Annotated in this window: 1 protein-coding gene; it reads left to right on the top strand. The window is 69.6% G+C overall.

What is annotated here, in order from left to right:
* Positions 1-16: 16 nt before the first annotated feature.
* On the top strand, positions 17-382 hold a 366-nt coding region (locus LPA54_RS41930; protein WP_228985578.1), incomplete at its 3' end, for a bifunctional 2-polyprenyl-6-hydroxyphenol methylase/3-demethylubiquinol 3-O-methyltransferase UbiG.

The following is a 382-nucleotide window of genomic DNA, read 5'->3' as shown; positions in this document are numbered from 1 at the left end:
CCCCTCAAGGACGCCCATGCTCCGTACGTCACACGATCCCGTCTTCTTCTGGGACCGCTACAAGCCGGACCGTGACGGACCGGTGCCGCCTCCCGAAGTAACGGCTTTCGAGTGGACGCAGTACGAAGGTCACGGGCCGGGGGCCGAACTACTCGGCCTGCCGCGCGCCGCGCTCGAACTGGGGGCGGCCGAGTGCCGGGAGGCGTCCTGGCTGGCGCGCCGTGGGGTACGTGTCACGGCACTGGACCTCTCCCCGGTCCAGGTCGAGCGGGCCCGCAGGTGGTGGAAGGACGTCCCCGCCCTGACGATCGAGGAAGGAGAGGCCTGCTCCTTCCTCCGCGGGGACGACCAGACGTACGACGCCATCTACTCGATCTGGGGC

It is taken from the genome of Streptomyces sp. DH12 (genome assembly GCF_020873895.1).
In the GTDB taxonomy this organism is placed as follows: domain Bacteria; phylum Actinomycetota; class Actinomycetes; order Streptomycetales; family Streptomycetaceae; genus Streptomyces.
This window is presented reverse-complemented; position numbering and strand designations above follow the sequence as displayed.